At 54.0% G+C, this 24,947-nt stretch carries 18 protein-coding genes; 4 read left to right on the top strand and 14 right to left on the bottom strand.

The annotated features are described in order from the left end of the window. Nucleotides 1-125: 125 nt before the first annotated feature. A complete protein-coding gene (locus tag BLU64_RS04085) occupies nucleotides 126-8,744 on the top strand; it encodes a glycoside hydrolase family 94 protein (RefSeq protein WP_071999763.1) in 8,619 nt (2,872 codons plus the stop codon). A gap of 64 nt (nucleotides 8,745-8,808) precedes the next feature. Here BLU64_RS04085 and BLU64_RS04080 read toward each other — a convergent pair whose 3' ends face one another. Both BLU64_RS04080 and BLU64_RS04075 read right to left on the bottom strand, forming a co-directional pair. Next, nucleotides 8,809-9,093: a DUF1161 domain-containing protein gene (locus BLU64_RS04080; protein WP_026742533.1), complete on the bottom strand. Its 285-nt coding sequence runs from the start codon at nucleotides 9,091-9,093 to the stop codon at nucleotides 8,809-8,811. An 88-nt stretch (nucleotides 9,094-9,181) separates the two neighbouring features. Further along, nucleotides 9,182-9,529 carry a DUF1283 family protein gene (locus tag BLU64_RS04075; protein WP_026742532.1) on the bottom strand — a complete coding sequence of 116 codons (348 nt, stop codon included), beginning with the start codon at nucleotides 9,527-9,529 and terminating at the stop codon, nucleotides 9,182-9,184. A gap of 201 nt (nucleotides 9,530-9,730) precedes the next feature. On the opposite strand from BLU64_RS04075, the gene BLU64_RS17480 reads away from it, so the two are divergent. After that, entirely contained in the window at nucleotides 9,731-10,609 is an 879-nt protein-coding gene (locus BLU64_RS17480) for a cupin domain-containing protein (protein ID WP_200873750.1), read from the top strand. Nucleotides 10,610-10,722: 113 nt separating this feature from the next. On the opposite strand, the gene ydfG is transcribed toward BLU64_RS17480, so the two are convergent. From ydfG to BLU64_RS04030, 7 genes are all read right to left on the bottom strand, one after another. Beyond that, nucleotides 10,723-11,472, bottom strand: a complete 750-nt coding sequence (gene ydfG, locus BLU64_RS04065; protein WP_026740123.1) for a bifunctional NADP-dependent 3-hydroxy acid dehydrogenase/3-hydroxypropionate dehydrogenase YdfG — start codon at nucleotides 11,470-11,472, stop codon at nucleotides 10,723-10,725. A gap of 337 nt (nucleotides 11,473-11,809) precedes the next feature. Beyond that, a complete protein-coding gene (locus BLU64_RS04055) occupies nucleotides 11,810-13,036 on the bottom strand; it encodes a glycosyltransferase family protein (protein ID WP_026742530.1) in 1,227 nt (408 codons plus the stop codon). A gap of 33 nt (nucleotides 13,037-13,069) precedes the next feature. Further along, complete coding sequence (locus tag BLU64_RS04050) at nucleotides 13,070-13,894, bottom strand: mannosyl-3-phosphoglycerate phosphatase-related protein (RefSeq protein ID WP_026742529.1); 825 nt, start codon at nucleotides 13,892-13,894, stop codon at nucleotides 13,070-13,072. Between the two features lie 217 nt (nucleotides 13,895-14,111). Beyond that, nucleotides 14,112-15,032, bottom strand: coding sequence for a bifunctional Delta(1)-pyrroline-2-carboxylate/Delta(1)-piperideine-2-carboxylate reductase (gene lhpI, locus BLU64_RS04045; RefSeq protein ID WP_026742528.1), 921 nt, complete (start codon nucleotides 15,030-15,032; stop codon nucleotides 14,112-14,114). Nucleotides 15,033-15,109: 77 nt separating this feature from the next. Next, nucleotides 15,110-16,033: a glutaminase B gene (gene glsB / locus BLU64_RS04040; RefSeq protein ID WP_074727960.1), complete on the bottom strand. Its 924-nt coding sequence runs from the start codon at nucleotides 16,031-16,033 to the stop codon at nucleotides 15,110-15,112. Nucleotides 16,034-16,269: 236 nt separating this feature from the next. Further along, entirely contained in the window at nucleotides 16,270-16,968 is a 699-nt protein-coding gene (locus tag BLU64_RS04035; protein ID WP_026742526.1) for an expansin EXLX1 family cellulose-binding protein, read from the bottom strand. Between the two features lie 275 nt (nucleotides 16,969-17,243). Then, complete coding sequence (locus BLU64_RS04030; RefSeq protein ID WP_026742525.1) at nucleotides 17,244-17,510, bottom strand: YjbD family protein; 267 nt, start codon at nucleotides 17,508-17,510, stop codon at nucleotides 17,244-17,246. Between the two features lie 282 nt (nucleotides 17,511-17,792). Between BLU64_RS04030 and BLU64_RS04025 the strand changes: the two genes are divergently transcribed. After that, nucleotides 17,793-19,418 carry a methyl-accepting chemotaxis protein gene (locus tag BLU64_RS04025; protein ID WP_081825700.1) on the top strand — a complete coding sequence of 542 codons (1,626 nt, stop codon included), beginning with the start codon at nucleotides 17,793-17,795 and terminating at the stop codon, nucleotides 19,416-19,418. 137 nt (nucleotides 19,419-19,555) lie between these two features. Here BLU64_RS04025 and BLU64_RS04020 read toward each other — a convergent pair whose 3' ends face one another. The 3 genes from BLU64_RS04020 to BLU64_RS04010 form a co-directional block, all read right to left on the bottom strand. After that, nucleotides 19,556-20,035, bottom strand: coding sequence for a hypothetical protein (locus tag BLU64_RS04020; protein ID WP_026742524.1), 480 nt, complete (start codon nucleotides 20,033-20,035; stop codon nucleotides 19,556-19,558). After that, nucleotides 20,035-20,289 carry an ECs_2282 family putative zinc-binding protein gene (locus BLU64_RS04015; RefSeq protein WP_026742523.1) on the bottom strand — a complete coding sequence of 85 codons (255 nt, stop codon included), beginning with the start codon at nucleotides 20,287-20,289 and terminating at the stop codon, nucleotides 20,035-20,037. The genes BLU64_RS04020 and BLU64_RS04015 overlap by 1 nt, the downstream gene beginning before the upstream one ends. 744 nt (nucleotides 20,290-21,033) lie before the next feature. Continuing rightward, complete coding sequence (locus BLU64_RS04010; protein ID WP_026742522.1) at nucleotides 21,034-21,462, bottom strand: OsmC family protein; 429 nt, start codon at nucleotides 21,460-21,462, stop codon at nucleotides 21,034-21,036. Between the two features lie 201 nt (nucleotides 21,463-21,663). On the opposite strand from BLU64_RS04010, the gene BLU64_RS04005 reads away from it, so the two are divergent. After that, nucleotides 21,664-22,746, top strand: coding sequence for an NADH:flavin oxidoreductase/NADH oxidase (locus BLU64_RS04005; protein ID WP_026742521.1), 1,083 nt, complete (start codon nucleotides 21,664-21,666; stop codon nucleotides 22,744-22,746). Between the two features lie 304 nt (nucleotides 22,747-23,050). Here BLU64_RS04005 and BLU64_RS04000 read toward each other — a convergent pair whose 3' ends face one another. Together BLU64_RS04000 and oxlT are read right to left on the bottom strand one after the other, a co-directional pair. Further along, entirely contained in the window at nucleotides 23,051-23,356 is a 306-nt protein-coding gene (locus BLU64_RS04000) for a hypothetical protein (protein WP_026740107.1), read from the bottom strand. Nucleotides 23,357-23,522: 166 nt separating this feature from the next. Beyond that, nucleotides 23,523-24,782, bottom strand: coding sequence for an oxalate/formate MFS antiporter (gene oxlT / locus BLU64_RS03995; RefSeq protein WP_026742520.1), 1,260 nt, complete (start codon nucleotides 24,780-24,782; stop codon nucleotides 23,523-23,525). Nucleotides 24,783-24,947: the final 165 nt, after the last annotated feature.

Raw genomic sequence — 24,947 nt, 5'->3', positions numbered from 1 at the left:
CGTAGCCCGCAGTGACTTCGTGAAGTCACGGTTTTTCACCATTCACTGATTCCCATTATCAAGCACGAACACTTTCCTGCAGTGTGATTGGCTGCCTTTTGGCGTCCGTGCTCAGGAGTATCTGCGTGAATAAAAATTTCCTTGCTTGGTTTAAGTCTGAACCACGTCCCACATTTCCCGTAAAAGGGCCGATGCTGAAGCCTGGCGAACACCCCGACACGACCATTAAAGCCGAATTGTTTTCGGCCGACCAAATGGAGCGTTATGGCCGAAAATTGGCTCGTTCCCACAAACTGACACAGGAAAATGCGCCGTATTATTTGCTGAAAAACCTGGCGGAGCATGAGACGGTACTCACCCGCAGTTGTGATGTAATCAACGCCAGTGATAAAACGGCGATTACACCGGCAGGGGAATGGCTGCTTGATAACTTCTATCTGATTGAAGAACACATTCGCGCGGTTTTTCAGCATTTGCCGAAAAACTTCGGCAAGGGGCTGCCGCAGTTGGGTGCACCGTTTAATGGACCGCGCATTTACGACATCGCGACTGAAGCCATCGCCCATGGCGACGGCCGCTTCGATGCCAAGACGTTAATGCGGTATATATCCGCTTATCAGGAAATTACGCCGCTGACGCTCAGCGAACTATGGGCGTTGCCCGCGATGCTGCGGCTCGCCATTATCGACAACCTCAGACGCGTCAGCGTGAAGGTGGCTACCGCGCAGCAGGAGCGCAATCTTGCCGATGCCTGGGTCGATAAGTTTCTGGAAGGCGCTGAAATCGATCCGTCCAACCTGATTATCATCATTGCCGATATGGCGCGGTCCAACCCACCGCGTTCCAACTCGTTTGTGGCGGAAATGGTTCGTCGCCTGCGCGGTCATGGCAACATGTTGGCGCTGCCGCTGACCTGGGTGGAGCAACGGCTGGCCGAGGAGGGGTTGACCACCGACGCCATGATCCACCGCTTCAACCAGCAGCAGGCAATCAATCAGCTCTCGGTCAGCAACAGCATCGCCAGCCTGCGCCAGCTCAGCGAGACCAACTGGCCGGATTTTGCGGAGTCGATGAGTCTGGTTGAACAGAGATTATTGCAGGATCCCGCTGGCATTTACGCCGCCATGCATTTTGATACCCGAGATTACTATCGTCATACCATCGAAATTCTGTCCCGGCAGTGTCCCTACAGCGAAATTGAGGTGGCGGATGCCGTTCTGGCGATGGCGAAAGCGGCGCCGGAAGGCGGGCGCAAGCGCCACGTCGGTTACTACCTGGTGGACAAAGGCCGGGCTGCGCTGGAACAGCAACTTCAGGTGCATTATCCACCGTTTACGCGGCTGCGACATTGGTTCAATCAGGAGCCGCTTCTGTCGTGGCTAGGCAGCCTGAGTCTGTTGACCACCGCGCTGAGCGCCGATCTGCTATTGAGAACCCACGAAGCCGGCATAGGATGGACGCTATGGCTGATGGCGATCCCCGCGGTCATCGTCTTTAGCCAACTGGTGCTGGATCTGCTGGGCGATGCCACCCTGCAAACGCGGACGCCAAGCCCGCTGCCGAGACTCGACTTTTCCACGGGCATACCCTCGGACTCTCGGACGCTGGTCGTTATCCCATGCCTGCTCAGCAGCCGGGCCAGCGTCGATAAGCTGATCAATAGCCTGGAAGTCTGCTATCTCAGCAACGTCTCTCCAAATCTCTATTTTGCGCTGCTGACGGATTTTCCGGACTCCACCACCCAGACGCAGCCGTGGCACGACGAGCTGCTGGCCTATGCCAGCCAGCACATTCACCGCTTGAACCAGCGGTATGCGAACCCGGTCGACGCTTTGTTCTTTCTGTTGCACCGCGATCCTCAGTGGAATGAGAAGCAGGGCGTCTGGATGGGTTATGAGCGTAAACGCGGCAAGCTTCAGGCGGTAAACCGCTGGCTGCGCCAGCAGAGTCATGAATTCGACACCGTCGTCGGCAACCAGCGCCAAGCGCTGGACGACATCAAATATGTCATCACGCTGGATAGCGATACCGTCTTGCCGCGCGACGCCGCGCACAAGATGGTGGGCGCAATGGCGCATCCGCTTAACCAGCCTGTTTTCGATGTGGACAAAGGGCGCGTGGTTGCCGGATACGGTATTTTGCAGCCGCGTCTGGCGGAGGAAATCCCCCGTTATGGCCAGAGCCGGTACGCGGCGTTGTCCAGCGCCATTCCCGGCAACGATCCCTATTCGTTCATGGCGTCGGATATTTATCAGGATTTGTTTAGCGAAGGATCTTTCGTCGGCAAGGGGATCTACGACGTCGATACGTTTAGCCGTGCTAACGAAGGCTCCTGTCCGGAAAACCTGGTACTGAGCCACGACTTACTCGAAGGGTGCTATGCCCGTTCCGGGCTGTTAAGCGATGTATTGCTGTATGAACAGTATCCCACCTGTTATCTGGCCGATATGGCGCGGCGCACCCGTTGGGTCCGCGGGGACTGGCAACTGTTGAACTGGCTGGGTTTTTACGTTAGGCGGGAAGACCGTCGGCGCGTCGCCAATCCGTTGAGCGGGTTGTCCCGCTGGAAGCTGCTGGATAACCTCCGGCGGAGTTTGTATTCCCCGAGTCTGTTGATCGTGCTGTTTTACGCATTAACCTGGGCGCCCAATCCGGCGAATTGGCTGACGGCCGTCGCTATGGTTCTGCTATTGCCTACCGTGCTAACGCTGATTTATCAACTGATCAGAAAAAATCGGCGGCGCACGTTCTCGCAGCACTTACGAACCGTGTTCAATACTGCGTTGCAGCGACTGATGCGTGTTGGAATGAACCTGTCGACGCTGCCGTATGAAAGCGTCAATACCCTGCGAGCGATCGGCGTGACGCTGTGGCGTCTGGCGATCAGCAAGCGACACCTGCAAGACTGGGTGAGTCTGGATGCGGGACTCGGTCATCATCTGCTGCGCCGCGTCAACGCCCCCCAACAATACTATCTGGTGATGTGGGCTAATCCGGTCGCGGCGGTGCTGCTGATGGCGCTGACGGCCTACTTAAATCCGCTGTTACAGGTGGTTTCCGTTCCGCTGGGCGTGCTATGGCTACTGTCGCCGCGCTTGCTGTGTTGGTTAAGCCGGGAGCCGCAGCGGAAGAAAGCGGGGCTGACGGACGATCAACGTCGGCGGCTGCGCGAGCATAGCCGTGAGATTTGGTTGTTTTTTGAAACGTTCGTCACCGCAGAAGAAAACTGGCTGCCGCCGGATAACTTTCAGGAAGAGCCAGGACCGATTATTGCGCGCCGAACCTCGCCGACCAACATCGGCCTGGCGCTGTTGGCGAATCTGACGGCATGGGACTTCGGCTATGTCAGTCAGGCCAGCGTGATCAACCGGACATCGCTGACGCTGGATACGCTCGACAAAATGGCGCATTTTCGCGGTCACCTTTACAACTGGTACAGCACTGACACCCTGACGCCTCTGGCACCACGCTATATCTCCAGCGTCGACAGCGGCAACCTGGCGGGACATTTGTTGACGCTCCGTTCAGGGTTGGTCGCTATGCGTACGCAGCCGGTCATGGATGTGAACCGGATTCTGGCGGGGCTGGATGACACGCTGTCGCTGCTCGAACGCGTTTGGACGCGCGCGCCCGGCGTGCTGAATCAGCTCCGTAAAAAATGGGCCTCGGCGCATGAGGCGCCGCTGTTTCGCTTCGACGCCGAGCTACAGGCGATGCTGGGGTTAAGCCATGCGTTGGCTGAGCTGGCCGCGGCTGAAAGTCATGTTATTCGCCAGTGGGCCGAGAGTCTGGACGCCCAGATCAGCGGGATCAGTCAGGAATGGTCTCAGCTGTTGGGCTGGATGACGGAAGAGGACCGCGCCGTCACCACGCTACCCTCGCTGGTCTGGTTGGCGCAGTACACGCCGTCGGTCACGACGGCGCACGCTATCGCCATGTCCTCCGCCATCGAACTGGCGCGTCAGCGGTTGTCAATTCTGTCCGAGCTGGAACAACGCCTGAGCGACCACGCCAATATGGATTTCCGGTTCCTCTATAACCCGGTGACGCATCTGCTCAGCGTGGGTTACAACTGCGATGCCAACGTCATGGACAGCAGCAGTTATGACCTGCTGCCGTCAGAAGTGAGACTGACGAACTTCGTCGCCGTCTCGGCTAATCAATTGCCGACCAAAAGCTGGTACGCGTTGGGGCGGCTGTTTACGGTGATTGATAACGAACCGGCGCTGATGTCGTGGAGCGGATCGATGTTTGAATATCTGATGCCGCAGTTGGTCATGCCGGACTACCCCGGGACGTTGCTGGAGCTGATGAGCCAGTCCGCGGTGAACCGCCAGATGGCGTGGGGTAAGATTCGCGGCGTGCCGTGGGGCATTTCCGAGTCGAGCTACTATACCTTTGACGCCAACCGCAATTATCAGTATCACGCGTTCGGCGTGCCCGGCCTGGGGCTGCGGCGCGGACTGGGCGACGATACGGTGGTCGCGCCTTATGCCACCTTACTGGCGTTGATGATTAATCCCGCCAAAGCGTGCGAGAACCTGACGACGCTGGAGAATAATGGCGCCCGAGGGAATTACGGTTTCTATGAGGCGCTGGACTATACGACGTCGCGTCTGGCGCAAGGTCAGTTTTACGCCATCATTCGCTCATACATGGCGCATCATCAGGGGATGGGGCTGCTTGCGCTATCCCACGTACTGCTCGATGCGCCCATGGTGGAACGTTTCGCTAGTAACCCGATGTTTCAGTCTGCGCGACTTTTGCTGCAAGAGCGAATGTCCGAGGTGGTTGAGATGTATCGACCGCGCCGACACTTCGAGTCGCATGAAGGGGTACTCAAACCCGCGAAGTATGATATTCGAGAATTTAGCGATGTCGACAGCCCGATCCCGGAAGTCCAGCTGCTGTCCAACGCCGATTACCACCTGATGTTGACGCAGGGCGGTGGCGGTTACAGCCGCTGGCGCGATTTGGCGCTAACGCGTTGGCGTCAGGATAGCACCTGCGATAACCGGGGATCATTTTGCTACCTGAAAGATACGGCGACCGGGGAAGTGTGGAGCAATACCTGGCAGCCCGTGGCCGGTCAGGAAGGACAGCATCGCATCGTGTTCACAGACGCGGGCGCGGAGTTCATCCGCGTCAATGGTTCGCTGACCGTACATACTCATGTGGTGGTGTCGCCGGAAGATGATATTGAGCTACGTCGTCTGACGTTGGTTCATCGCGGCCGTCAGCCCCGTAGCATTGAGATAACCTCCTATGCCGAAGTGGTGCTGGCATCGGCGGCTAACGATCTCGCGCATCCGGCCTTTAGCAATCTGTTCGTACAGACGGAGCTGTTGCCGGAGCAGGACGCGATTCTCTGTCATCGCCGTCCGCGAGAGCCGGAAGAAGCGTGCCCGTGGTTATTCCATACGATGGTCGTTCATGGTCATAACAGCGGGGCGACCTCCTTTGAAACCGACCGCGCCGCCTTTATCGGCCGGGGCCGCAACAGCGCAACGCCGTTGGCGTTGGAACGAGACGGCGCACTTGCCAATAGCGCGGGCGGGGTGCTTGACCCAATCATGGCGGTCCGCCAGCGGATCCAACTAGAGCCGGGCATTCCCGTCGTGGTCGATTTGGTCTACGGCATCACCGAGGCGCGAGACCCAACCATTGCTCTGCTGGAAAAATACCGTGACCGCAATATCGCGGATCGCGTGTTCGAGCTGGCTCGCTCCCACAGTCAAATCGTCCTGCGCCAGCTGAATGCCAATGAAGATGATGCGAGCCTGTTTAACCGGTTGGCGGGCGGCGTGCTATTCCCGACGCAGGAGTTGCGGGCCGATGCGCAGACGATCATGGCGAACCGACGCGGGCAGTCGGGGCTGTGGGGGAACGCAATTTCCGGCGATTTACCGATTGTGCTGTTGTCCGTTAGCAGCAGCGTCAATATCGGGTTGGTCGCGACGTTGGTTCAGGCTCACAGCTACTGGCGTATGAAAGGGCTGCCGGTAGATCTGGTGATTATCAATGCCGACCTCGGCGGCTATCAGCAAGATCTGCAAAACCAGATTTTGGGCCTGATTTCCGCAGGCGATGCGTCCAGCCAACTGGATAAACCCGGCGGCATCTTCGTGCGAGGCGATATACACATGTCCCACGAAGATCGCATACTGCTGATGAGCGCGGCCACTATCGTTCTGGACGACCGCGGCGAGAGCGTGATCGAGCAACTGAATCAGCGGATGCAGAACACGCTATTGCTGCAAAAACCGCTCATTCCTATCAGCCCCGCGCTGCCGGACCGTCATACGCCGTTCACCCCGGACGTCAGTCAGTTGCAGTTCTTTAACGGCATGGGCGGATTTTCTGAGGAGGGGCGCGAGTATCACATCGTCCTGAACGAAGGGGAAAACACGCCGGCGCCGTGGTCCAATGTGATCGCCAACCGGGAGTTCGGCACGGTGGTCTCCGAGAGCGGTCAGGCCTATACCTGGTACGAAAACGCTCATGAATATCGCCTGACCCCGTGGGAAAACGATCCGGTCAGCGACGCCTCCGGCGAAGCTTTCTATCTGCGCGATGAAGAGAGCGGTCACGTATGGTCGCCGATGGCGCTGCCGGTCAGAGGACGGGGAGCCTACCTGACGCGCCATGGGTTCGGGTATAGCGTGTTTGAACATCGCGAGTCAGGGATCGACAGCGAGCTGACGGTGTTTGTCGCTGAAGACGCGCCGGTAAAACTGTTTATCCTGACGTTGACCAATAAATCTGGGCGGCCGCGTAAACTTTCCGCCACCGGATATGCTGAGTGGGTGCTTGGCGATCTGCGATCCAAGTCCGCGATGCACATCGTGACGCAGGGAACGCCGGTCGAGCGCGGATGCTCGATATTGGCCAAGAACTACTATACCGGCAATGGTTCAGAGCGAACCGCATTCTTTGCCGTGACCGGCGCGCATTGTTCCATCTGTGGCGACCGGCGCGAATTTTTGGGTCGCAACGGTTCGCGAATGGTGCCTGCAGCGCTGAAGCTGCGTCGTCTCTCCGACAGAAGCGGTGCGGGATTCGACCCGTGCGGCGCGGTACAGTCGGCGCTTGCGCTGATCGACGGCGACCAGCATACGCTGATTTTCACGCTGGGCGTAGGACAGGATACTGCGCAGGCGGAAGCACTGATGCAGCAATATCTTGGCGAAACTCGCGCGCGCAGCGAGCTGGAACGCGTGCAGCAATATTGGCGCGCCATTGTGGGAAAAATGCAGATCACGACGCCGGACCCGGCCACCAATCTGCTGGCGAACGGCTGGCTGCTTTATCAGACGCTGGCCTGCCGTATCAACGCCCGCAGCGGATACTATCAATCCGGGGGGGCATTTGGTTTCCGCGACCAGTTGCAGGATTCGCTGGCGCTGACACATATCGCGCCGGAGCGGATGCGCGAGCAAATCCTCCTTTGCGCCTCACGTCAGTTTATCGAAGGGGATGTTCAGCACTGGTGGCATCCGCCGCTGGGTAACGGCGTGCGCACGCGCTGCTCGGACGACTATCTCTGGCTCCCTTTGGCTATTTGCCATTACGTGGAGGTCACCGGCGATATCGCCGTGCTGGATCAGCCGGTGCCCTATCTTGAAGGACGTTTGCTCAACCCCGGCGAAGAGTCGAGCTATGAACAGCCGGGTATCAGCTCTACGATAGAAACGCTGTGGCAGCATGGCGAACGCGCGATAGCAAATGGTCTGAGGATGGGGCAGCACGGGCTACCGTTGATGGGCTGTGGCGACTGGAATGACGGTATGAATCTGGTGGGATTGCAAGGCCGGGGGGAGAGTGTCTGGCTTGGCTTCTTCCTATATACCGTATTGCAGCGCTATGCAAGGCTGGCTGAGACGCGTGGCCTGGCGGAGAAGGCTGATTTTTATCGGGATAACGCGGCGACGCTGAAAGAGAACTTGAATACCCACGCCTGGGATGGTGACTGGTATCGTCGTGGCTATTTCGATAATGGCGAGATGCTGGGTTCACACACGTCGGAAGAGTGCAAAATTGACGCTATCGCGCAGAGTTGGTCGGTCTTGTCCGGCGCGGGCGATGAAGCGTATCGGCAGAAAGCCATGAAGGCGCTGGACGAACAGTTAATCGACGATGCGTCCGGTATCATCAAACTTCTGATGCCGCCGTTCGATGGTGATGGTCCTAACCCCGGCTACATTCGCGGTTATCTGCCGGGCGTTCGCGAAAACGGCGGTCAGTATACGCACGGGGCGATTTGGGCGGTGATGGCCTTTGCGGAAATGGGCAATACCGAACGCGCCTGGGAGCTGATGTCGATGATTAACCCGATCAATCACAGTCTGGAACCGGCATCGGCGCAGCGCTATAAGGTCGAGCCTTACGTTATCTGTGCCGACATCTACGCGGTCAATCCTCATAACGGACGCGGCGGCTGGAGCTGGTATACCGGTTCTGCGGGCTGGTCCTATCGGCTCATCACCGAGTCGCTGTTGGGGATCACTCGTCACGGCGATAGCCTGTCCGTCGCGCCGCATCTCCCGGCCCACTGGCCTCAATTGGAGATCCGCTATCAGGAAGGCGGCAGCCAATACGTCATTACCGTAAAACGCGGCGAGCATGAGGATCGCATGACGCTGGATGGTCAGGGCGTCAGTCACGGTTTGATTCCGCTACGGGATGATGGTGGTCTGCATCAGGTTGAGGTCTGGGTCAGCGGAGAGGCGTCTGTGGGGCGATAACCGCAGAGCGAAGAACGCGTCCCGCGAGGTTGATTTCGCGGGACGCGGTAAACTAGGGTCTGATTTATTGCGGGGCGTGCGCTGTAGGCGTGCTTTCCGTAGGGGCGTCACCCTCCGCAAAGCGGGTATAAACAATCTTTTGCGAGTCGTTTTCGCAATGACCGACAACTTGTCCGCCAGCTTGACCTACCTGATCGTTAGGAACGATATCCAGCTTGAAGCCAGATTCCGGTACGCCGTTCTGGATGATTTTGTGTGAGATAGCGTCACGAACGCTTTCACACGATGCCTGTGCTGCCAGGGGGGCAATCACGAAAAGCGCGGCACTCAACATTATCGTTTTTTTCATTTCATCACCTTTGTTCAAAGAAACCTAACGACTGCCCGGTTGGATGCCGGGACAAGGGTCGGAACTCCCTACAAGCGTAGACGAAAAGTTACGGCATGACAGTGCGGCCGGTACGGCGGTCAAGACAGCGGGACGTGTTGGGTTCCCAATAGGCGTTGACGTTGGCGCTAGTCGTGCATCGTTCCCTACCGTCAATCGCGTTTGCCGTCTTATCAAACTCTTTCTCGACCCGCTGATTCACTTTCTTACGAAGTCGCTGGGTTTCGTCCCACTGCTCCTTGCTCTGGCGAGCCGTTTCCTTGGATAACGCGCTGTTGCCGTTATCCACAATAATATGCTCCGTCTGCGCGTGAGCGGGGAGCGAACTCACCGTGGCCAACAACAGTGACAGCGGAATAATAAAACGCAGTGCTGATGGGTATGATTTTGTGTTCATGTTTCACCCTGAATTCGGTATGTGCCAACGCGATTCTCGCCGTGATGCCAAAACAATAACGTTGTCTGTGACAACGAAACTATAACCGACCGGGCATCCACGTCAATCGCGTGTGGTCGGACTGGACTAGTAGCCGCTCAAACTATACTGATACTTGTCGACAGCGACTTGCGCTGCCATTTCTTGGTTTCAGGAGGTCTGATGAGTACTAAAGAAATATTTCCCTACGCAGGTTCGTCTTTCGTGAACACGTTCAGTCCGCAGCTCGTGATGAAAAATACCTATTCTGAGGCGAGCGACAAGGTGACCGCCGAGTTGAGTGCCGGCGATAGGGCGGGAACGGTTATGAATATCCCCTTTCAATGGGAGTCATTGCCGGTTGATGACTCTCTGATTGACGGGCAGGAGGACGATAAGTCGACGGGGATTCATCGCGATAATGTTGTGAAAAAAAAACTCACGTGCGTTTTACACGATGGTGGATGGCAGCTTCTACATAATGAAGGGGGAAATATGTTAAGACACTGGATATATAATCGACGTCTTCTTTTTCCCTTGCTACTGGTCGCGGGCCTGAGTCAGGCGCAGGCGTCGGATATCCGCAATACGATCCCTTATTGGAGCGTCTGGGTCGATAAAGCGGGCATTTCTCATCAGGCGAAGTGTCAGTTGGATACGTTGAAACTTGAACAATTCAGCGCAAAAGGCGATCCCGAATGGGTGTCTCAAGAGGATCTGCTCACGTCGCGTTATGTCTTTAACATTATGCCGGTAGGCTGGGTTGGTCCCTGGCATAAGAACCCATCCCCGCAGTGGATTATCCCGCTATCGGGGCGTTGGTTTGTTCAGACGATGGATGGCAAACGGGTAGAAATGGGGCCGGGAGAAATATCCTTTGGCTATGACAAAAATGCCGGAACGTTCGGCAATAAAGTCGGCCATATGTCGGGGGCGGTGGGTAAAGAACCTGCCAAGGTGATGGTGGTTCAGGTGACTTCGGCCTTGGAAAATCCTAAGGATGAGCGATGTCCTGCGGGCGGCGTCGGCCAGCAAGTCAGCGAGCGGCGCTCAACGCCCTGACGGCGACGACGCATCGCGTCGGTGATGTCAAACTCCGTGAAGTATAAAAGGGAAGCGCTCGTGAGATCGCCTTCCCGTTTTTATTTCACTAGCGGTGCTCATTACAACGTCGGTTACTCGTCGCGATAAACCTTCAGCCCTGCGTAGGTCTGGCTGACCGGCATCATTTCCATCGTATTAATATTGACGTGCTCCGGCAGCGTCGCCACCCAGAATACCGCCTCGGCGACGTCTTCCGGCTGCAGCGGGTTGGTTTTGTCGTAGGTCTGCTGAACCTTGTCTTCGTTGCCTTTGAAGCGGATGCCGGAGAATTCCGTGCCGCCCACCAGCCCCGGTTCCAGATTGGTGACGCGAACCCGGCTACCGTAAAGGTCCGCGCGCAGCCCTAAACTGAACTGGCGTACGAATGCTTTCGTCGCGCCGTAGACGTTGCCGCCGGCATAAGGCCAGTTACCGGCGGTAGAGCCGATGTTGATGATGTGACCGGCGTTTTTGTTCACCATTTCCGGCAACAGGGCGCGAGTCACGAACACCAGGCCTTTGTTGTTGGTATCGATCATGGTTTCCCAGTCGTTGACGTAGGCCTGCTGCGCAGGCTCCAGCCCCAGCGCCAGCCCGGCATTATTCACCAACACGTCGATCTTGCGCCACGCGGCAGGCAAGGATGTGATGGCCTGATCAATGGACCGCTGATGGCGTACGTCCAGACGGAGCGTATGCAGCGAGTCGCCAAACTCCTCTTTCAACACATCCAGACGCTCTTGGCGGCGACCGCAGGCGATAACCCGGTGGCCTTCCTTGATGAAACGTCGGGTGATTGCCTCACCGAATCCAGCGGTGGCTCCAGTAATAAAAATAATCATGTCAGTTCCTCTTTACTGCGCGATGGTCATGGTCATTCCAATCATGGTCGATAGGGGGGATATTGCAACTCAGGGCGACAAACCGAGGGCAAAGACGGGCGATTTAAGGTGTTCTGACAACCCGTTTCTTCTTCAGTCAATATGCATTATCAACAACAAGTTATATTTACTGGCGCTTGCCTGAACCGAGTGTGTGGTTCTCCCGACGTCGCGCCGCCTGAACGGTGCGCGGACGTCCCTCGTGACCAGGTCGCGTTTATTGCATGGCTGCGAGCCGCGACGCAGAAGGCGGCGGCCAAGCGGTAGGACCCACCGCCAACTCCCTTAACCTAACGTGTCATTCGGAGGCTATATCCTGACGGTCGGCTTCCACCGCTTCGTATAGGCGTTCCAATACATCCGGAAACGCGGACTGCACACGGTTCCAGCTGGGGACGAACGGCTTGTCTCCGGGGCTTTCGCTAAAGACCTGACCCGACTGCGTGATGACATCGGCAAACAGCTCCACCGCGGACTCTTCCGTATGACGGTCGAAATGCAAACCGTTCATGCGGGCGTCATGCTCGAACGAATCGATCATGTCCAAAGCCGTACGATAGTAGGTTGCGCGCAGCACACGGAAGGAGTCGGTGGTGATATTCACCCCCTGAATCGCCAATTTACGGTAGAGCGCTTTGGTGATGTCCATTGCCATACGCTGTAGTCCGGCGTTCGGATCGTTTTCCGACATCGGCTGATGTTTGTGGTCGTAGTTGTCCGCGATATCCACCTGACAAATACGGCTGGTCGCCGTGCCGCGATGAATCTCCGACAGAACGCCAATTTCCAGTCCCCAGTCGCTTGGGATCCTCAGGTTGCGCAAGACGTGGCTGCGCATCGCAAACTCGCCGGAGAGCGGATAACGGAAGCTGCGCATATATTCCAGAAAATCCGAGTTGCCATACACATTTTGCAGCGATTTGAGCAGAGGAAACACCAGCAGGCGGCCAACGCGTCCATTCAGTTTGCCTTCGGCGACGCGGGCGTAGTAGCCCTTGCAGAAGTCGTAGTGGAAGTGAGGGTTGGCGATGGGATAGAGCAGGCGGGCCAACATATGGCGGTCATAGGTGACAATGTCACAATCATGCAGCGCGATACAGGACGAGCGGCGAGACGCCAGAATGTAGCCCACGCAGAACCAGACGTTACGGCCTTTGCCCGGTTCCATCGGCGCCAGCCCCTTTTCAGCGAGTTCCTGACTCAATTTAGTCAAGCGCGGACCGTCATTCCATAAAATCCGGTGGCGCTGAGGCAGTCGCGAGAAGAATGAATGAGCAAACTGATACTGATCGCGATCGGCTCGGTCTAGCCCGATAACGATTTCTCCCAGATACGGCACTTGCGCCAACATGTCCACAATGTTGCCGAGGGCCGGGCCCTCAAGCTCTGAAAAAAGCGAAGGCAAAATCAGACCCATGCTGTTTTGGCCTGAAAACACCTGAAGATCGTATTCCAACTCTTCTACGCTACGCTGAGTCAGGTTATGAAAGTTGGTGATGATGCCATCCTGATAAAAATCGCTCATGCCTTCACGCTCCCTTAACGATAAACCGTTTAATTAATCAGCTATGATTTGACCGAGGTAGTGGCTGAGGCCTTCACTCCAGCCCCGTGGCCCTGGGCATTCCGTGTGGTAGACTTCACCTCGATATTTAGGTGACAATGTCACTTTGTCGCTCACGGCACCTTTAATGATGACGGCGTGCTGAGTGGCCTCCAACAGGGAGCCGTCATTCGGTCCGTCTCCCAGTCCCACAGTGGTTATGGTAGTTCCGGTCCGTAATTGATATTGCTTCGTCAGCCATCCCACCGCATGGCCTTTACTGACGGATTTGCCCATTACATGGTAGAAGCGGCCACCCTGAGTTATCGCGAGCTGGTAGGGCTTGAGACAAGCGGCAAAGCGCTCCAGTTCAACGTCATTGCCTAACCATATCAATGGTTCTGAACCTTCCCGGCGCCGTGCAAGTGCCGCATCGCTCATATGCAGCCCTGTTATATCGGCTACCTCGGCGTCCGTCATATCTGAAAACCCTCTAAAATCAAACGCATATTCGGTTCGCAAACGGTTTAATATTCGACAGAGACTCAGGTAGTCAGCGCTAAAGATTTTGCGAGGGAAATCAGGATGATTCTCCCAGGACGCGGGAAGCGTCACCAAAGCGCCGTTTTCGGCGATGAACGGGATGTCGCCAAGCCCCAAAGAATGTTGCAGCGGCGCCACTTCGGCGGCCGTTTTACTGGTGGTAATAATTACCGGCACCTGTGCGACCCGCAGGCGTGCCAGCCACGGCAACGCAGGGTCCCAGCGATAAGTGTCATGGTCCAGCAGCGAACCATCCAGATCGGTAAATATCACCCATTCAGCAGCACATTCAGGCATTTGACCTCCGTTAATGATGATAGGGGGACATAACAGGGTTACTCTGGCAGGTGTAGGGACGCAGCGTTGACAGTAGAAAATAGTCTTAAAATCAGAACGATGAGTTCGGCCGCTGCATTTCACGCTTCACTAAGCGTATGCACGTATTTCCATTTGTGCAACTTGATGAGCCGCAGCCGAGTCTCCCTGCCGGTAGCAGGGAGAGGGGGAGGCAGATTTAAATTCCCAGCGCGGCGCGGGCGACGCGACCCGCCGCCAGATCCCACGCCCCCGTACCCACCGTTTTGTACACGATCGGCCGTCTTGTCGCCGGTTCATCACGTAAGGCGCTAATCAGCGATCGGACGGAGGCCCAATCCACGCCAGCCTGAAGCAAATCGCCGGCTTCTTGTTTTGCGCCCTCGGGGTCGTCAACGTAGATATCGCTCCCTGCCAGCGTGCGGGAACCGATTTCCGCCATGTTCGGTTTGAAGGCGCCGACGCCGATGACCAACACATCCGGACGCGCATCCGCATGGTAAAACGCGGAAGTACTGGTCGTGAGGGTGATGACGACGTTGGCGCTCTCCGGGAGTGCATCGAATTCGCAGGGGGCAAGCGAGGGATGAAGAGACGCGTGCTGTTCGCAGAAGGCTTCAGCGCGTCCGGGACGGGATCCCCGGACCCACACCTTGCAGTTTGGATACAGGTCGGCAATGGCTTGCAGATGATAAACCGCCTGCGTGCCGGTGCCGATGAGCAGAATTTCCTCAGGAGCCGCCTGCATAAAGGTACGAATCCCAAGCATGGATACGGCGGCGGTGCGACGCCCGGTGACTTCCGGCCCGTCGAGCACGAAGAGTGGAGCGCCGGTCTGTGCGTCGAATACCGTGACTAACCCGTGGATGGTAGGGATGTGACGGCTTTTGTTATCCGGGACGACGTTCACCAGTTTGTGGATAGCCACATCATGGCTGACGGCCGGCATGCTCAGCATGACCGCGCTTTCCGACAGGGGAACCACCAGTCGCTCAGGGCTGAGGATCCCGCCTGTCGCATACTCTTCCGCGGCGTGGGCAATCGCATCAACCAGCGCAGAAAAGCTAAGTAATCGGGCGGTATCTTCGCGGTTATAGGTGACATAAGACTGGTTTTTCATTAAGACTCCCTGAATTTAAGTTGAACATTGTGGCCCAGGGCGTCAGGAGAAGACGTCGTCGGCCTGCATAGTTGATGCTAGAAAATCGACCACTCGAGGCGTTCTGACAGCCGTTCAAGCGCGGCGATACCCGCGAGCGAGTTCCCGGATGCATCCAGCTCCGGCGACCATACAGCAATACTCATTTCTCCCGGCACGATGGCGACGATGCCCCCGCCGACGCCTGACTTCGCGGGCATTCCCACCCGCCAGGCAAACTCACCGGCGCCGTCGTACATGCCGCTGGTAATGAGTAATGCATTCACCTGACGCGTCTGACGCGAAGACAGTAATGCGGGCGTATTGCCCTGTGAACGTCCATGACTGGCGAGAAAAAGGAAGCAGCGCGCGAGTTCGGCACAGCTCATCGAGAGTGAACAGTAGTGAAAGTAGGTTTGCAGTACCTTGGGAACGTCGTTATCGAAGTTGCCGAAAGATTTCATTAGCCAGGCGATCGCGGCATTGCGAGCGGAATGTTCGAATTCAGACTGCGCCACCGTGCGGTCGTAGTCGATGTCGGGCTGTTCGGTTAGCGAACGCACCAGTTCCAGCATCCGATGACGCGGAGCGGCGAGTCGGGTTTCCAGCATGTCGCAGACGACCAGTGCGCCGGGATTGATAAAAGGGTTGCGGGGTTTGCCGTGTTCGAGTTCCAGCTGCACTAGCGAGTTGAAAGGCTGTCCCGACGGATCTTTGCCGACGCGGCGCCAGATCTCGTTGTCCTGATAACGCGTGAGCGCCAAGGACAAGGAAAGGACCTTGGATATCGACTGGATAGAGAAACGCGTGTCGGCATCGCCCGCCTGATAGCATGAACCATCAACGCCGCAAACCGCGATCCCCAGATGGTCCGGCGCGACGCTGGCCAGGGCAGGGATGTAATCCGCAACATGGCCTTGCCCAATCAACGGACGGACGTCTTCCAGTATTTCTTCCAGTAAACCCTTGCTGAGTGCGGCCAATGTGAATCTCCGGCGTATAACACGCTTCAAAATGAGTTTGAGAACAAGATGATGCCTATTTTTTCACAGACTTCAGGTCTGACGCAAAACTGGAGATCTTTGAGGCTGAGCGAGCGACCACACGGTGCGAGAGGGGCAATACAAATGGCCGGGCAGGGAGTCTGCCTGGCCATCATCAAAGAATGAGTGTCGTGTACGGTCAAACAACGCTTAAGTTTGCCGACACTTGGCGCGCATTACGGCAATTGAACGTTGCCGATCACCATATAGGCCTGAGACGTGCTTTCCGGCATTTGCGGCAACACATCTTCTAACTGACGCCCTTTGATATCGGTGAATTTGATTTTTGTGACCTTGTTTCCCAAATTCTCAAGAATGAAGTGGTTATAGTTCATTTTTGGCGCCGTGACCCAACTGTTATCCTTCATATACTGCATGGCGATAATAGGGTATTTGGCATTGCGCACCTGCACGGCGGCCCAATAAGGGTTTGAACCATCCTTAATACGGTAGATGACATTACCTGATACCGGAGCTTCAACCAGTTGCCATTCGATATTAATTATGCCGTCCTGCACATCGCCTATTTTCTGAAAGGCGTTATAAGATAAATCTAGCGCACAATCGCCACCTTCGGGATAAATATCGGTCACATACACGGTCGTGCTGCCTTTAGGACCGGTCACTTTCAGATAAGCCCCCGCCATAGCGGCGTTGATGCCGTTATAGTTGAGCTGGTTGCCATTCAATGCCGTAATTTCCATGTCACTGGATATAGGATCTAATAGCAGAGCGCCGCCAGAATATCCGGAGCCGGTAGCTGTCGCATAGCCCTGACAAACATCGTTGATACCCCAGGATGCGTGCGCATTATTGAATGCCGTTGACGAAAGAGATATTAATAAAGGAATTAATAGAGGTGTTTTAATTTTCATGTTCACGTCCAATATGAAGTTATTAAGAAAATAATGGAAACCCGATGTTGAATATCGATAAAGATGAAATGGCGTTATTATTTATATTAACACTAACAAGTCCTACTTATATGTTCTTTAGAACGCTACGTTTATAAAACAGCACAGTGGCTTAATCAAGATTATTTGTCCGAGTATGAGACGGCCTAAGATAATGCGCCCCCTTGAAAAGGAAGAGCATTATTTTTGTGTTATTAAAAACAGTATTATTGAGCGTTGAATAACTCAATAATCATTCAACGGTGACCACGAAGATGGGTGTTTGCAGACCACTGATAAGTTGCGGAGGTATCAGGTTTAAACTTGTTTTTCTTTTTTTCTGCGCGGGCTTGTTTGGCGACAATTTCCTTTTCTCGCATCAGCTTATCGATGAACTCGTCCTTCAGATGGTTGTTTTCTGAGTTAGTCAGCGGTCTGCCGTGCTTCTTCCTTTCCTGGTCGAGTAGGGTTTTGAGCTGACGTTGCTCGCTTTCTGTCATGTCTTTCTGGGTTAATCTGGGCATAACTCTCATTCCGCGTTGGGATTGGATCGTCATTATAGTGGAAAAAAACGCGGTATTCAGAAAAATCGACCCCTCATTCTGCATCTATTTCTAAGGATTATTTTTCATGATATAAAAATATCATATTGTAATTATTGAAATGGCTAACTACCCATCGCTGATAAATTTTTTTCATTGTATTGGAAGAAAAAATCAATTTCTTCATTTAAATGCCGATATTGACTCAGGAAATACTCAACGTCCAGAACCAAACCGAAATATACAATATTATGGGAAAATAATATGAGCCATGATCTTAATGAATGGGTACCCGTCGAGGGAGATGCGGCCGGTAGGGAAAAAGTCGCGTTACGCGGGGGGCAAAATTTACGATTGACTCCACTCTTCATCCTCGTTTTCTCCATCGTTTTAGTTTTGTTCGCGGTGGCCATTGGTACAGCGTCTTACTTTTTGTGGCAGGGACAATTGTCCCTGGACGATTCCAACCGGGAACTGAATGTGCGTATGGAGCTGGTTGACAGTGCTAACCATATGCGTGCGGCGAGAATGAACCTGATGCATGCCGCAAACAGCAGAAATAATGGACAGATGGGGCGTTACAATTCCAGTATGAGTGCGGCTGAGATGCGCCTTTCGCTGTCTCAGCAGATGTTCAATGGCTATATCAAGCGTGGCAATCGTGCTGAATCCGAACTCTCCCGCGATCGCGAACTTGAAAGCAGATACAATGATTATATTAACATCGGCATCACCCCGATGTTCAATCTGGCTAAAACAGGAACGGCTCAGGAGATTAATAATTTTGAGTCTGATGTCGTAGATGAATTAGACGTTAAATATGATGTGCCGTTGAAAGCCTCTTATTTGTACCGCGTCGAGAGAGAAAAGGCGATCAACGAAAACGCTCAAAGCAATTCTAGGCTGAGTTATATTCTGATGGCCGCCTCGTTCATACTGACGCTTGTGCTCGTCTTTATGACCTTTGTCATTATACGCCGCGTCATTATCAATCCTACTCGATATTGGGTGTCCCGTGTTCAGGCCATCGCTCATGGGGACTTAACACAGCCTCATATCCCGACGGGTGAAAATGAAATTGGTGTTCTTGGCAAGAATATACAGCAGATGCAGCAATCGCTTTATGACACCGTTTTTTCCGTGCGTGACAGCGCTGCATCCATTTACAGCAGCTCTAGCAAAATCGCCGTCGGGAATACCGATTTGTCCGCACGCACCGAGCAGCAGGCAGCAGCGCTGGCCGAAACGGCCGCAAGCATGGAACAGCTGACGGCGACAGTGAAGCAAAACACCGACAATGCGCACCATGCCCGAACGGTCGTCGGCAACACCTCGAAAAAGGCGACGGAAGGGGGGGACATTGTGGATCGGGTTGTTGAGTCGATGGCGAATATCACTCGTAGTTCGGACAAGATTTCCGAGATTATCGCACTGATCAACAGCATCGCGTTCCAAACCAACATCCTGGCGCTTAACGCCGCGGTTGAGGCCGCCCGTGCGGGAGAGCAGGGTAAGGGGTTTGCCGTTGTGGCCGCCGAGGTGCGTAATTTGGCTCAGCGCAGCGCCAACGCGGCGACGGATATTACCCGATTAATCAAAGATTCTGAGAACGGCGTGAAAGAAGGAGCGGAGCTGGCGAACAGCGCCGGCAATGCGATGAAGGAAATTGTCGTCGAGATCAATAATGTGACCAGTATTATGAACGAAATCGCGCTGGCTTCCGATGAGCAAAGCAGCGGTATCAATCAGGTCTCTCTGGCGGTTTCCGAGATGGATCATGTCACTCAGCAAAACGCCGCGTTGGTGCAGGATGCGTCCGCGTCGGCCACGTCGCTGGAAGAGCAGGCGGAGCGCTTGAATCAAGGCGTGGCGAAATTCACGTTGAACTAAAGTATCACTGAGCATGGGTGTTTGTTTCAAGCTAGCAATTACGCGTATTGCTAGCTTGATTTTTCATGTTGAAAAGGCCGCTGCGAAGATCTCTCCCGCAGCGGCCTCCTTAGCATAACGTCATTGTGAAAACCAATTTATATAGAAATGAAAAACTCCTCTTCATTCCTTTTTTTATAATTGTCATCCCATATGAGTTTTATTCGGTATTTAGTTTTACTTTCAGAGCTTATCCCCGCTAAAATTTCAATTCCATGTTGCGGGTGTAATACCTCATATGGAAATTTATCATCTACATCATGCATTGAAAGATATTCATTACCATCGTTATTAGGGAAATGAATATCTATATTTTTAGCTTCAACTCTCCCTCTATTAAATATCTTTAGTCTATAATTGTTTCTGGCTATTTTTACGAGACGAGCACCAAGCTCTGCCTTCATCTCATTGATTGCTGACTTTGTTTCTTTTTCCAGAAGCAACTTACGTAACTTGTCTTGCTCATCCTTTATATCCTTTTGTTTTATATCGCTTTTTCTCGATTTTACTTCTGATGATATGATAGTGTAAATCGATACTACAAGCGCAGCTAAAGCGATGGCATCACTTGTTGTCATTATTTAATCCTTATATTTTTACTTCCCTTAAATGCTTTTTTGGGCATATCGTTAAATTGTTTTTTAATATCTTTTGTCAACTCTTTTTTTATTTCATTTACATGGGCGTCAATACTTCCCCCGTTTTCTTGGATTAACTCATCATTAGTGAATTCTTTCCCGCAGCCTACACATCTGACGACTTCACGCTCTTCCTCGTGTTCCATCTCGGTATTTCCGCACACAGGGCATAGCAGGGAGATATTTCTATTCATAGGATGTCTTCATCATCCAGAGTTCGAAGATTGTAGATGATAAAGTGAGCCGCTTGAGCCGCTTGAGCCGCTTGAGCCGCTTGAGCGCTTACTGGAGTTGTAGACATCCGCTACTACTTGAGCCGAAAAGCAACTCGAAAATGTCCGTTTGCGTATGGCGTCATTTTGGCTAGATGTGATAAGTCCATATTCATGATCATGCCTTCTGTAATTCATTGCTTAATAACGAGGATGAACGGGCCTGAGTGGTGAGGTCAGGCCGTTCACTTACTGCGGATAGACACTTGATTCTGATTCGTTCGGAGTAAACGGATGATTTTGAATCATCATCGATACTAGCCAGTTGACGGCCTGTGTCAACGATTCCCACCAGATTCTGCCATCCCCACCCTTGGTTCGTATAATGTATATTATGTTAAATTGAGTTTGTGGCGAGATGTAACCTTTACTGTAAATCATTGAGTTGAGCATCCCTCACCTTTTCGCTGCTGTGCCGTTTTATGTCATCGTTCTTAACGATTCCGCTGGCGACACGGTTTCTCATATTACACTTGATAGATTTTCGGGTGCGGACCGACTAAAAAGGTGTGTCGATTCTCAGTGTTGAATGGGATGGAGGCGTGCCTGAAGATGACAAGGACGTTATTTGTCGTGTTCCCTTGGTTCTTTCTCGTCGTCTGAAGCCCAACCGGACGTCAGTCAACTGTCTCCGGGAAGCGTCCCGGAGGCAACGGTGATGCGAGATTAGTTAAGTTTGTACTGAAGTGTGATCTCGGCGTTCAGAACCTGAGAAACTGGGCAGCCGGATTTGGCTTTTTTGATGATGTTGTCAAAGGTCGCGTCTTCAATGTTAGGCACCTTGACCGCACTTTCCAGCGCGATTTTTGTGATGGCGAAACCGCCGTTAGCTTTGTCCAGCGATACCGTAGCCGTGGTATCAATACTGTCCGGTGTAAAACCTTCTTCGCCCAGCATCAGCGACAGCGCCATTGAAAAACAGGCAGCATGCGCGGCACCGATCAACTCTTCCGGGTTAGTACCTGGTTTACCTTCAAAACGGGTGTTGAAACCATACGGCTGTTGATTCAACGCACCGCTTTCCGTCGATACCGTACCTTTGCCCTGCTTGATATCGCCTTCCCAGTGGGCTTGCCCTTTCTTGTGAATGGTCATGCTTTCTCTCCTGTTCATGAGACTGAACAGTAAGTATAGGAAGTCATACCGATCTTGCCTGATTTCGCGGAACGTCAATGGCCTATTGTTGTGATGGGCTCGCCCGAATCGCCCCTGACGCCTTGATGATTCTGGCTTACACTGATTACTCAACGAACGATTTCGGTTCCATCATTTTATTCTCACCGCTAAGGCAAACGTATGAGCCAACTTTTCACCCCATCAAAATTGGGAGCGCTGACACTCGATAATCGCATCATCATCGCCCCAATGTGCCAATACTCCGCCGAACAAGGGTTCCCCAGCGAGTGGCACACTATGCACTTGGGTAATCTGGCACAATCCGGCGCCGGTTTGTTGATTCTGGAAGCGACCGCGGTTCAGCCCGAAGGCCGCATCAGCCCTAAAGATTTGGGGCTCTGGAACGATGAACAGGCCGCCGAACTGGCGAAACAGGTAGAAAATATTCGACGCTATTCACCTATCAAGCTCGGTATTCAGCTTGCCCATGCGGGGCGCAAGGCCTCTACCGCGGAACCCTGGAAAGGGGGCGCGGATGTCGCCATCTCCGATGGCGGCTGGCAGACGGTGGCCCCTTCCGCGCTGGCCTATGCGGATAGCCGCCAGCCGGAGGCGCTGACGATGGAGCAAATCCACCAGCTGCGGGCAGATTTTGTTGCTGCCGCCGAACGGGCTGAAAAGGCGGGATTCGATCTGATTGAACTGCATGCCGCCCACGGTTACCTGTTGCATCAGTTTCTCTCCCCCCTATCCAACCACCGCAGCGACGCCTATGGCGGTTCGTTGGAAAATCGTATGCGGTTGGTGTTGGAGGTCTTCGCGGACGTCCGGGAAGCGGTCTCTATCGCTGTGGGCGTGAGGATTTCCGCCACCGATTGGGTTGACGGCGGCTGGAACGTTGAAGACTCGGTCAGCTTGTCAAAACAGCTGGAAGCGTTAGGCTGCGATTATATCCATGTCTCCAGCGGGGGCCTGGCTCCCGAACAGGACATCCCCGTAGGCCCTAACTACCAGGTGCCGTTGGCATCCAGGATCCACGAATCGGTCAGCATCGCGACAATTGCCGTGGGCTTGATCACCGAAGCGGAACAGGCCGAAGCCATTATTGCAACCGGGCAGGCGGATTTCATCGCCCTCGCCCGCGCCGTACTGTTCGATCCCCGCTGGCCGTGGCATGCCGCCGCTAAGCTGGGCGATACGATACCGGTTTCGCCGCAATATTTGCGCTGTGAGCCGCATTATCTGCGGGGTTTATTTGGATGATCGGCGGTTGTGACCGGGGCAACGTCTTCGGTCACTGCCTGTACGCCTGTGAGAAAGCGGTTATCACTCAGACTCAACAAATATCACATCATGCATGTTTGCCCCTGGATATCGTCCCGTCCACCCACTGCAATGCGTCAGGCGCCAACTGATTTACGGGACTGGTAACCCATAAGGATGCGGGTGGTCTCAAACATGAAATCAACCGTGGTCAGATCACCAATATGATTAAAAGATAAATATTTTTAATAAAGCCCCACATATATATGTGGGGCTATCTTCAGCAGGAAATTTCAACTATTTCTCAATGCTGGATCTCAATCTGTGTCCAGCCTTTGCGATACATGCAGTCTTTCACCAGGATGTCTCGCTTACTCTCATTTTCATCACTCGTTGAGTAGCTTGTACTAATAGTTTTATGTTTTTCATCTTTAGATGTGTACTTGCCCGAGATTTGATTGTCAGGTGGCAAATCCCTGAGCGCCTGCGCTTTACATTGCGTTTCAGCAATAACCTCCTGCTGCTTGTCGGTGCCGGGCTTAACCCACTGATACTGAACACAACCCGTCAAGCTTATTAGGATTAACGTCATAACAACGGTCTTTTTCATGATACCCAATCAAAAGTAAAATAAAGTTAACTCTAACTATACTGCGATCGAGTTCCTATAAACAGAATATCAACACGCTTAGCGTTGGGGGATAGCACCGCGTATGGCACAAAAGCCACTATTTTGAGAGCATACGGGCAGGCAGCCGTAGGCCCCGCAGGCCTCATTAGCTATGACTGCGGATAAACCTGGAACGCCAAGGTTTTAGTACCCCTATCGCCAGCGCCGCGGTGACAAAATCCAGCGTAATCGCGCAGCCGAAGACGACGTGCCATCCCTGCGTGTATTGATACAGCAAGGCCGCCAGCGGCCCTCCCAGAATGGAGCCGATGCCCTGCGACATATACAACCAGCCATAGTTAGCGGTGGCGTTTTGCGTGCCGAATGTATCGGTCAGCGTTGAAGGAAATAGCGAGAAGATCTCCCCCCAGCCAAAGAACACGACGCCCGACAGCAGCACGAACAGCAATGCGTTGTCCCGTGACATCAGCCAGAGCGTCATGGCGCACCCTTCCAAAGCAAAGGCGATGAACATCGTCTTTTCACGCCCGAAGCGGTCAGAGATAAAGCCGAATAAAGGACGAGTCAATCCGTTGGTGAATCGGTCAATCGTCAGCGCCAGCGGCAGCGCCGCCATCCCAAACACGACCGCGCTGGTAATGCCGAAGTCATGCGCAAAGACCGCCATTTGCGAAGTGACCATCAGGCCGGACGTCGACATCATCGTCATCATCAGAAACATCAGCCAGAACAACGGCTGCCTCAGCATCTCTTTGGACGTAAACTGCCGACGGCTTTGCTCCAGTTTACTGGGCGGCTGTGACGCGGTGTCTTCCTCCTCCGGCACTTTCAATCCCTGGCTGGCGAGCAGGCCCACTACGGCGAAAATGCTTCCGAAGACCAGCAGCGTCCACTCCAGCCCCTGTTGGTCCAGACTCATTGAAATCGGGAACGTGGTAAAAATTGCCCCCATGCCATAGCCTGCGGCCACCATGCCCGCGGCGAATCCGCGATGACGCGGGAACCAGCGCACCATCAAACCTACGACGCCGACGTACACAATCCCTGTTCCCAGCCCCCCCAGACAACCGTAGACCAGATACAGCATCGCCAGATTTTGAACCTGTGCGGAGAGCACCCAACTCAGTCCTGACAACAGCGTTCCCAGTGAGATCAGCAGACGTGGCCCGAAACGGTCAATCAGCTTGCCCTGAAACGGCGAGAAGAAGGTTTGCAGGATAATCAGCAGAGAAAACGTCACTTGCAGTTCAGGCAGGCTGACGCCGATTTTCTCTGTTAACGGTTTGGTCATTAAGGTCCAAACGTATTGCGGACTGGATATCGAGGCCATGCAGATCAATCCCAACACCATTTGAATCCACTTGGTGCGGGCAGAGCCCCGAATCGGCATGCTAAGCGCTGTCATTATTCATTTCCCCTGATTATCAATGTCATCGTACATCCTGAGGATGCGTTAAAAAACGGCGATACTGCGATGGGAAGCCGGCCTTTTTGGTACGACGACGCGTGCTGACCCAGTGGGGAATAAGCACTATCTATGCCATCTGTCGAGAGCGCGGGAAGCGGAGAC

This window comes from Lonsdalea quercina (assembly GCF_900107885.1).
Taxonomy (GTDB): Bacteria; Pseudomonadota; Gammaproteobacteria; order Enterobacterales; family Enterobacteriaceae; genus Lonsdalea; species Lonsdalea quercina.
Note: the sequence above shows the minus strand (reverse complement) of the source record. Positions and strands in the feature narration are given on the sequence as shown.

Coding starts and splice junctions, on each gene's coding strand:
- BLU64_RS04020 (WP_026742524.1), bottom strand. CDS start 20,035: ATGACAACAAGTGATGCCATCGCTTTAGCTGCGCTTGTAGTATCGATT.
- BLU64_RS04050 (WP_026742529.1), bottom strand. CDS start 13,894: ATGCCTGAATGTGCTGCTGAATGGGTGATATTTACCGATCTGGATGGT.
- BLU64_RS04080 (WP_026742533.1), bottom strand. CDS start 9,093: ATGAAAAAAACGATAATGTTGAGTGCCGCGCTTTTCGTGATTGCCCCC.
- BLU64_RS04000 (WP_026740107.1), bottom strand. CDS start 23,356: ATGAAAAAGACCGTTGTTATGACGTTAATCCTAATAAGCTTGACGGGT.
- BLU64_RS04075 (WP_026742532.1), bottom strand. CDS start 9,529: ATGAACACAAAATCATACCCATCAGCACTGCGTTTTATTATTCCGCTG.
- BLU64_RS04010 (WP_026742522.1), bottom strand. CDS start 21,462: ATGACCATTCACAAGAAAGGGCAAGCCCACTGGGAAGGCGATATCAAG.
- ydfG (WP_026740123.1), bottom strand. CDS start 11,472: ATGATTATTTTTATTACTGGAGCCACCGCTGGATTCGGTGAGGCAATC.
- BLU64_RS04035 (WP_026742526.1), bottom strand. CDS start 16,968: ATGAAAATTAAAACACCTCTATTAATTCCTTTATTAATATCTCTTTCG.
- BLU64_RS04030 (WP_026742525.1), bottom strand. CDS start 17,510: ATGCCCAGATTAACCCAGAAAGACATGACAGAAAGCGAGCAACGTCAG.
- BLU64_RS17480 (WP_200873750.1), top strand. CDS start 9,731: ATGAGTACTAAAGAAATATTTCCCTACGCAGGTTCGTCTTTCGTGAAC.
- BLU64_RS04005 (WP_026742521.1), top strand. CDS start 21,664: ATGAGCCAACTTTTCACCCCATCAAAATTGGGAGCGCTGACACTCGAT.
- BLU64_RS04025 (WP_081825700.1), top strand. CDS start 17,793: ATGAGCCATGATCTTAATGAATGGGTACCCGTCGAGGGAGATGCGGCC.
- lhpI (WP_026742528.1), bottom strand. CDS start 15,032: ATGAAAAACCAGTCTTATGTCACCTATAACCGCGAAGATACCGCCCGA.
- oxlT (WP_026742520.1), bottom strand. CDS start 24,782: ATGACAGCGCTTAGCATGCCGATTCGGGGCTCTGCCCGCACCAAGTGG.
- BLU64_RS04055 (WP_026742530.1), bottom strand. CDS start 13,036: ATGAGCGATTTTTATCAGGATGGCATCATCACCAACTTTCATAACCTG.
- BLU64_RS04015 (WP_026742523.1), bottom strand. CDS start 20,289: ATGAATAGAAATATCTCCCTGCTATGCCCTGTGTGCGGAAATACCGAG.